Source organism: Monashia sp. HAY1-2A (genome assembly GCF_056755315.1).
Map to the genome: position 1 here is coordinate 1 of NZ_JBNDHY010000182.1, position 8,219 is coordinate 8,219.

Below are 8,219 nucleotides of genomic sequence, written 5' to 3' on the forward strand. Positions count from 1 at the left end.
GTCACGGGTCGCGGCGTCACCTTCTGCGCCGAGGTCCTCGACCTCACCGAGGCCGAGGTCAGCGGTGTCGCGACGTTCTACACCCAGTACAAGCGCCACCCCAACGGTGAGTACACGGTCGGCGTCTGCACCAACACGCTGTGCGCGATCATGGGCGGCGACCTCATCTTCGACCGCCTGTCCGAGCACCTCGGCGTCGGCCACGACGAGACCACCGAGGACGGCAAGATCACCCTCGAGCGCGTCGAGTGCAACGCGGCCTGCGACTACGCACCGGTCGTCATGGCCAACTGGGAGTTCTTCGACAACCAGACGCCCGAGAGCACCATCGGCCTCGTCGAGGACCTGCGCGCCGGCAAGGAGGTCGCCCCGACCCGCGGCGCCGCCAAGGTGTGCACCTTCAAGGAGGTCTCGCGCGTGCTCGCCGGCTTCCACGACGGACGCGGCGACGAGGGCGTGGGCGCCGGGCCGGCCTCGCTGCTCGGCCTGAGGATCGCCAACGAGCGTGGCTGGGTGGCCCCGGGTGCCGGCGGCGCGAACGGCTCGCAGCCCGACGGGAAGGACGGATCGAAGTGACCGACACGCTGACCCCGATCCTCACGAAGTTCTGGGACGACCCGCAGTCCTGGACCCTCGCGACCTACGAGCGTCACGACGGCTACAAGGCGCTGCGCAAGGCGCTCGACATGCAGCCGCAGGCGATCATCGACGCCGTCAAGGACTCCAGCATCCGCGGCCGCGGCGGCGCCGGCTTCCCGACCGGCATGAAGTGGTCGTTCATGAGCCCGCCCGACGGCGGCCCGCGCTACCTCGTCGTCAACGCCGACGAGTCCGAGCCGGGCACGTGCAAGGACGTGCCGCTCATGATGGCCAACCCGCACTCGCTCATCGAGGGCGTCATCATCTCCTCGTACGCCATCGGCTGCGAGCACGCGTTCATCTACCTGCGCGGCGAGGTCGTGCACGTCTACCGCCGCCTGCTTCGCGCCGTCGAGGAGGCCCGCGCCGCCGGCTATCTCGGCGACGACGTGGGCGGCAAGGGCGTCACGGTCGACATCACGGTGCACGCCGGCGCCGGCGCGTACATCTGCGGCGAGGAGACCGCGCTGCTCGACTCGCTCGAGGGCCGCCGCGGCCAGCCGCGCCTCAAGCCGCCGTTCCCGGGTGCCGCGGGCCTCTACGCGCGCCCCACATCGGTCAACAACGTCGAGTCCATCGCGTCGGTGCCGGGGATCATCCTCGAGGGCGCCGACTGGTTCAAGGGCATGGGCACCGAGAAGTCCACGGGCTTCGGCATCTTCAGCCTCTCGGGCCACGTCACCAACCCCGGCCAGTTCGAGGCGCCGCTCGGCATCACCATGCGTGAGCTCATCGACCTCGCCGGCGGCATGCGCGAGGGCCGCCGGCTGAAGTTCTGGACGCCCGGCGGCAGCTCGACGCCGATCTTCACCGAGGAGCACCTCGACGTGCCGCTCGACTTCGACTCGGTCGCCGCGGCCGGCTCGATGCTCGGCACCCGTGCGCTGCAGGTCTTCGACGAGACCGTGTCGGTCGTGCGGGCCGTGGCCCGGTGGACCGACTTCTACGCCCACGAGTCGTGCGGCAAGTGCACCCCGTGCCGCGAGGGCACGTGGTGGCTGCGCCAGATCATGAACCGCATCGAGAACGGCCAGGGCACCCAGGACGACATCGACAAGCTCGTCGACATCTGCGACAACATCCTCGGCCGCAGCTTCTGCGCCCTCGGTGACGCCGCGACGAGCCCGATCACCTCTGCCGTCAAGTACTTCCGCGAGGAGTTCGAGGCCGGCATGCACACGCCCGCGCACGAGCTGTTCCCGCCGGAGCGGTCGGTGCTCTTCCCGGTCCAGACCTCACCGACCCAGTCCAAGGAGTCCAGCGGGATGGTGTCCGCATGACCGCCACGACCGAGAGCAAGGCGCCGGTGGCGCCCGACCTCGTCAACCTCACCATCGACGGCGTCCCGGTGAGCGTGCCCAAGGGCACCCTCGTCATCCGCGCCGCCGAGCAGGTCGGCATCGAGATCCCGCGCTTCTGCGACCACCCGCTGCTCGACCCCGTCGGGGCGTGCCGCCAGTGCCTCGTCGACGTCGCGATGCCCGACCGTGAGGGCAACGTCCGCCCGATGCCGAAGCCGCAGGCCTCGTGCACGATGACGGTGTCCGAGGGCATGGTCGTCAACACGCAGCACACGTCGCCGGTCGCCGACAAGGCGCAGCAGGGCGTCATGGAGCTGCTGCTCATCAACCACCCGCTCGACTGCCCGGTCTGCGACAAGGGCGGCGAGTGCCCCCTGCAGAACCAGGCCATGAGCGCGGGCCGTCCGGTGTCGCGCTTCGAGGACGTCAAGCGCACCTACCCCAAGCCGGTCAACATCTCCTCGCAGGTCCTGCTCGACCGCGAGCGCTGCGTGCTCTGCGCCCGGTGCACCCGCTTCTCCGACCAGATCGCCGGTGACCCGTTCATCGCCCTCGTCGAGCGCGGCGCGCTCCAGCAGATCGGCATCTACGAGGAGCAGCCCTTCGAGAGCTACTTCTCGGGCAACACCGTCCAGATCTGCCCGGTCGGTGCGCTGACCGGGGCGGCCTACCGCTTCCGCAGCCGGCCGTTCGACCTCGTGTCGACCCCGTCGGTGTGCGAGCACTGCGCGTCCGGCTGCGCCATCCGCACCGACCACCGTCGCGGCGTCGTGCTGCGCCGGATGGCCCTCGACGACCCGGCGGTCAACGAGGAGTGGAACTGCGACAAGGGTCGTTGGGCCTTCACGTACGCGACGCTGCCCGACCGCCTCGAGTACCCGATGGTCCGCAACGCCGACGGCGAGCTCACCGTCGTGGGCTGGCCCGAGGCCCTCGCAGCCGCCGCGGCCGGCCTGGCCGGCAAACGCGCCGGCGTCATCACCGGCGGGCGAGTCTCGGCCGAGGACGCCTACGCCTACGGCAAGTTCGCGCGGATCGTGCTCGGGACCAACGACGTCGACTTCCGCTCGCGTCCGCACTCGGCCGAGGAGGTCGCCTTCCTGTCCGAGCACGTCGCGGCCACCGGGCCGGAAGGTGGCGCCGTCACCTACGCCGACCTCGAGAAGGCGCCGGCGGTCCTGCTCGTCGGGTTCGAGCCCGAGGACGAGTCGCCGATCGTCTTCCTGCGGCTGCGCAAGGCGTTCCGCCACAACGGGACCCGCGTCTTCGCCATCGCGTCGCACGCCACGCGCGGCCTGACCAAGCTCGGCGGCACGCTGCTGCCGACCGTCCCCGGCGACGAGGCCCTGGCGCTGGCCGACCTCGGCTCGACCGAGCTGGGTGCCCAGGCCCGCGAGGCCCTGGCCGGTGGGGGCATCGTCCTCGTCGGTGAGCGCCTCGCCACCGCGCGCGGCGCCCTCCGGGCCGCCGCCGACCTCGCCGCGACGACCGGTGCACGCCTCGCGTGGGTGCCGCGCCGGGCGGGGGAGCGCGGTGCGCTCGAGGCGGGCGCGCTCGGTGCCCTGCTGCCGGGCGGGCGTCCGGTCACCGACGCGGCCGCACGCGCCGAGGTCGCCCGCGCCTGGGACGTCGACACGCTGCCCGACGCCGCGCCCCGTGACACCGCGGGCATCCTCGCGGCCGCCGCAGCCGGCGCCATCGACGCGCTCGTCGTCGGCGGCGTCGACCCCGCCGACCTGCCCGGCGACCTCCAGGCCGACGCGGCCGCCGCGCTCGAGAAGGCGTTCGTCGTCTCCCTCGAGCTGCGAGAGTCCGCCGTCACGGCCGTCGCCGACGTCGTCCTGCCGGTGGCGCCGCAGGCCGAGAAGCCCGGGTCGTACGTCAACTGGGAGGGCCGAATCCGTCCCTTCGAGGAGGCCCTCGCCTCCAACGCGGTCAGCGACCACCGCGCCCTCGACATGCTGGCGAGCGAGATGGGCTTCTTCCTCGAGACCCGCACCCAGGCCGAGATCCACGCGCAGTTCGAGGAGCTCGGCCCCTGGGGCGGTCCTCGCGGCACCGTCGCGCCGGCCGGCCACCGGACCGCCGGGGCCGCCTCGGGCGGCGGCGACTTCGTCCTGTCCACGTGGGCCACGCTCCTCGACGCCGGCCGGATGCAGGACGGTGAGCCGTTCCTCGCCGGCACCGCCCCGAAGCCGGTCGCCCGGCTCTCGGTCGCCTCGGCCGCCGCCGTCGGCGTCGCCGACGGCGACCCGGTCACCGTGTCCGGCCCGGCCGGCAGCGTCACGCTGCCTGCCGTCGTCGTCGAGGACATGGTCGACGGCGTCGTGTGGCTGCCGGCCAGCTCGCGCCACTCCGGCACCTCGACCGGCACCTCGACCGGCACCTCGACCGGCAGGGGCAGCTCCGTGCACACCGGCCTCGGTACCGACGCCGGGGGCCGCGTCTCCGTCACGAAGGGTGGTGCCGCATGAGCCTCAGCCTCGCGGCAGCAGGGGTGGCCACGCTCACCCCGATGACCGAGAACCCGTCCGCCGACTTCAGTGACACCCCCCTGTGGGTCTCGCTCATCAAGGCCGTCGGCATCTTCGTCTACCTGCTGGTGTCGACGCTGCTCGTCATCTGGTTCGAGCGTCGCGTCATCGGCCGGATGCAGCAGCGGCCCGGGCCCAACCGCAACGGCCCCTTCGGCCTGCTGCAGACCCTCGCCGACGGCATGAAGTCGATGCTCAAGGAAGACATCACGCCGGCCAACGCCGAGAAGATCATTTACACGCTGGCCCCGCTCATCGCGGCGACGATGGCGTTCGTGTCGTTCGCGATCATCCCGGTCGGCGGCACGGTGTCGATGTTCGGCCACCGGACGCCGCTGCAGGTCACCGACGTGCCCGTGGCGGTCCTGCTCGTGCTGGCCGTCGCATCGGTCGGCGTGTACGGCATCATCCTGGCCGGCTGGTCCTCGGGCTCGACCTACCCGCTGCTCGGTGGCCTGCGCTCGACGGCCCAGGTCATCAGCTACGAGATCGCCATGGGGCTCTCGCTCGTCGCGATCTTCCTCTACAGCGGCTCGATGTCCACCTCGTCGATCGTGTCGGCCCAGAGCTCGCTGTGGTACATCCTGCCGGCGTTCTTCTCGTTCGCCGTCTACGTCATCACGATGGTCGGCGAGACCAACCGCCTGCCCTTCGACCTCGCCGAGGGCGAGGGCGAGCTCACCGGGGGCTTCCACACCGAGTACTCCTCGATGCGCTTCGCGATGTTCTTCCTCGGCGAGTACGTCAACATGTTCACCGTCTCGGCGCTCGCCACGACGCTGTTCCTCGGCGGCTGGCAGGCCCCGCCGTTCATCGCGATGATCGGTGACGGCGCCCTCAACGGCGGCTGGTGGGGCCTGCTCTGGTTCACCGTCAAGCTCTGGCTGTTCATGTTCCTGTTCGTCTGGCTGCGCGGCTCGCTGCCCCGGGTCAGGTACGACCAGTTCATGCGCTTCGGCTGGAAGTTCCTCATCCCGATCACGCTCGCGTGGGTCATGGCCGTCGCCTTCATCCGCGGCGCGCAGCTGAACTTCCTCGGCGACAGCAAGCTGACGATCGCCGGCCGCGAGCTGTCGGTCGCGACGGTCGTCATCGTCAGTGTCGTCGCCGTCATCGCGCTCGCCGCGGCCTGGATCTGGGACGACAAGCGCGCCGCCCGCCTCGCCGCCGAGGAGCAGCGCCCGCCGGAGGAGGTCGACCCGTTCGCCGGTGGCTACCCCGTCCCGCCGCTGCCGGGCCAGCGCCTCGTCGAGCCGGGCCACCGCCTGGGCTCCGAGCCGGTGCTGTCCACGGCGAGCAGCACGACCACCTCGACTCCCGCCAAGGAGGAGACCCATGGCTGACGACACCGTCGGCAAGGACGTCGCCGGGCCCGCGCAGGGCTCCGGCGCCGTCGGCAGGCCTGCCCGAGACCAGGACCGCACCGGCTCCGGTGACGATCGCGAGAAGGGGTTCCTCTCCGAGCTCTTCGCCCCGGTCGCCGGCTTCGGGGTGTCGTTCTCGACGATGTTCCGCAAGGTCGCCACCGAGGAGTACCCGGAGAAGCCGCGCCCGACGGCGCCGCGCTTCCACGGCCGCCACCAGCTCAACCGGCACCCCGACGGCCTCGAGAAGTGCGTCGGCTGCGAGCTGTGCGCGTGGGCCTGCCCGGCCGACGCGATCCTCGTCGAGGGCGCAGACAACGACGACTCGCCCGGTGGCGCCGGACGTTTCAGCCCCGGCGAGCGCTACGGCCGCGTCTACCAGATAAACTACCTGCGCTGCATCTTCTGCGGCCTGTGCATCGAGGCCTGCCCCACTCGGGCCCTGACGATGACGAACTTCTACGAGCTGGCCGACAACGACCGCGGCAAGCTGATCTTCACCAAGGACCAGCTCCTCGCGCCCCTCCAGGGCGGCATGCTCCCGCCGCCGTTCCCCATGGCCGACGGCATGGAGGAGCGCGACTACTACCTCGGCAAGGTCACCGGGCCGACCGACGCGCAGCGCGAGTACGTCGACGCTCGCGACGCCGCGGCGGACACCGACGACCTCGACCTCCCGGAGTACGCCGAGGCGCCGGGCAACGTCGCCGCCGCCGGCCCCGGACAGCACGACCTCGTCCACGCGGTCAACCCGACCGCGGCCGACACCCGGGAAGGGGCCAACCCGTGACCTCCACCGCCGAAGCCGTCGGCTTCTGGCTGCTCGCCCCGCTCGCGGTCGTCGCGGCACTGGGCCTGCTCTTCGCCAGGAAGGCCGTGCACGCCGCGCTCGGCATGGCGCTCGTCATGTGCGTCCTCGGCGTCTTCTACATCATGCAGAAGGCCGACTTCCTCGGGATCGTGCAGATCTTCGTCTACACCGGCGCCGTCATGATGCTCTTCCTGTTCGTGCTCATGCTCGTCGGCGTCGACTCCTCCGACTCGATCGTCGAGACGATCAGGGGCCAGAAGTGGGCGGCGTTCCTGCTCGTCATCGGCCTGGCCGGGGTCCTCTTCTTCTCGATCGGCGCCGCGACCCTCGACCAGCCGACGGTGCAGACCGGCATGGACAAGCTCGAGTCGACCAACGCCGAGACGGGCAACATCACGGCGCTGGCCGAGCTGATCTTCGGCCAGTACGTCTGGGTCTTCGAGGTCACGTCCGCGCTGCTCATCACGGCTGCCCTCGGCGCCATGGTCCTCGCGCACCGCGAGCGGCTGGTGCCGCGCCGGACGCAGGCCGAGTGGGCCGCCAAGCGCGTCCGCGACAACACGCACGTCGCGGGCCTGCCGGCCCCCGGCGTCTACGCCCGCCACAACGCCGTCGACACCCCTGCCCTCCTGCCGGACGGCACGCCGAGCGACCTGTCCGTCTCGCGCGTCCTCGTCGCCCGCGACCAGGTCGCGACGACCGAGGGGCTCCGCGACGTCGAGCGGTACCTGGAGCACGAGATCGAGGAGGGGCAGACCAAGTGAGCCCGATGCACTACGTCTACCTGGCGGTGCTGCTCTTCGCCATCGGTGCAGCCACGGTGCTGACGCGCCGCAACGCGATCATCGTGTTCATGGGCGTCGAGCTCATGCTCAACGCGACGAACCTGGCCCTCGTCACCTTCTCGCGCATGCACGGCGCCCTCGACGGTCAGGTCATGGCCCTGTTCGTCATGGTCGTCGCCGCCGCGGAGGTCGTCGTCGGCCTGGCCATCATCATGGCGATCTTCCGTGCCCGCCGGTCGGCCTCGGTCGACGACGCCAACCTGCTGAAGCTGTAAGGAGCGCCGGACCGAATGGGAACTCTCGTCCAGACGCTGACGGGCCACTCGAGCTCGTTGGGCACGTACGCGGGCCTCGCCGCCCACGAGGGGGAGGCGCACGCCGCCACCGGCATCACGTCGGCCGCCTGGCTGCTCGTCGCGCTGCCGATGCTCGGCGCGGCGCTGCTCCTGCTCGGCGGACGCCGCACCGACAAGGTCGGACCGGTCCTCGCGACCGTCCTGTCCTGGGGCTCCTTCGTCGTCGGGGCCCTCGTGTTCTTCGCGATGCTCGGCCGCGGCACCGAGGACCGGGCACAGTCGGTGAACCTGTTCGACTGGGTGGCCGCCGGCTCGTTCCACGTGAACGCCGGCCTGCTCGTCGACCAGCTGTCCATGGTCTTCGTCCTGCTCATCACGTTCGTCGGCTCGCTCATCCACGTGTACTCGATCGGCTACATGGAGCACGACCCCGACAAGCGTCGCTTCTTCGCCTACCTCAACCTCTTCGTCGCGGCGATGCTCCTGCTC

The 8,219-nt window shown here is 71.1% G+C and carries 7 protein-coding genes and 1 pseudogene; all 8 read left to right on the forward strand.

What is annotated here, in order from left to right; translation table 11 throughout:
* Positions 1–576: NADH-quinone oxidoreductase subunit NuoE (nuoE, locus tag ACPYOM_RS19405; RefSeq protein WP_481347213.1), on the forward strand; the 576-nt coding region annotated here is incomplete at its 5' end.
* Positions 573–1,919 carry an NADH-quinone oxidoreductase subunit NuoF gene (nuoF, locus tag ACPYOM_RS19410; RefSeq protein WP_481340793.1) on the forward strand — a complete coding sequence of 449 codons (1,347 nt, stop codon included), beginning with the start codon at positions 573–575 and terminating at the stop codon, positions 1,917–1,919. The genes nuoE and nuoF, both read left to right, overlap by 4 nt.
* Complete coding sequence (locus ACPYOM_RS19415) at positions 1,916–4,414, forward strand: NADH-quinone oxidoreductase subunit G (protein ID WP_481347214.1); 2,499 nt, start codon at positions 1,916–1,918, stop codon at positions 4,412–4,414. The genes nuoF and ACPYOM_RS19415 overlap by 4 nt, the downstream gene beginning before the upstream one ends.
* On the forward strand, positions 4,411–5,817 hold the full coding sequence (gene nuoH, locus ACPYOM_RS19420) for an NADH-quinone oxidoreductase subunit NuoH (protein ID WP_481340791.1): 1,407 nt from the start codon (positions 4,411–4,413) through the stop codon (positions 5,815–5,817). The genes ACPYOM_RS19415 and nuoH overlap by 4 nt, the downstream gene beginning before the upstream one ends.
* Positions 5,810–6,628: an NADH-quinone oxidoreductase subunit NuoI gene (gene nuoI, locus ACPYOM_RS19425; RefSeq protein WP_481340790.1), complete on the forward strand. Its 819-nt coding sequence runs from the start codon at positions 5,810–5,812 to the stop codon at positions 6,626–6,628. The genes nuoH and nuoI overlap by 8 nt, the downstream gene beginning before the upstream one ends.
* Positions 6,625–7,413, forward strand: a complete 789-nt coding sequence (locus tag ACPYOM_RS19430) for an NADH-quinone oxidoreductase subunit J (RefSeq protein ID WP_481340789.1) — start codon at positions 6,625–6,627, stop codon at positions 7,411–7,413. The genes nuoI and ACPYOM_RS19430 overlap by 4 nt, the downstream gene beginning before the upstream one ends.
* 5 nt (positions 7,414–7,418) lie before the next feature.
* On the forward strand, positions 7,419–7,709 hold the full coding sequence (nuoK, locus tag ACPYOM_RS19435; protein WP_481340822.1) for an NADH-quinone oxidoreductase subunit NuoK: 291 nt from the start codon (positions 7,419–7,421) through the stop codon (positions 7,707–7,709).
* 15 nt (positions 7,710–7,724) lie between these two features.
* Positions 7,725–8,219: pseudogene (locus ACPYOM_RS19440) on the forward strand (NADH-quinone oxidoreductase subunit L); the annotation flags it as partial.

Bases quoted from the DNA above. Each gene is read 5' to 3' on its own strand.
- ACPYOM_RS19415 (WP_481347214.1), top strand. From the start codon at position 1,916: ATGACCGCCACGACCGAGAGCAAGGCGCCGGTGGCGCCCGACCTCGTC.
- nuoI (WP_481340790.1), top strand. From the start codon at position 5,810: ATGGCTGACGACACCGTCGGCAAGGACGTCGCCGGGCCCGCGCAGGGC.
- nuoH (WP_481340791.1), top strand. From the start codon at position 4,411: ATGAGCCTCAGCCTCGCGGCAGCAGGGGTGGCCACGCTCACCCCGATG.
- nuoK (WP_481340822.1), top strand. From the start codon at position 7,419: ATGCACTACGTCTACCTGGCGGTGCTGCTCTTCGCCATCGGTGCAGCC.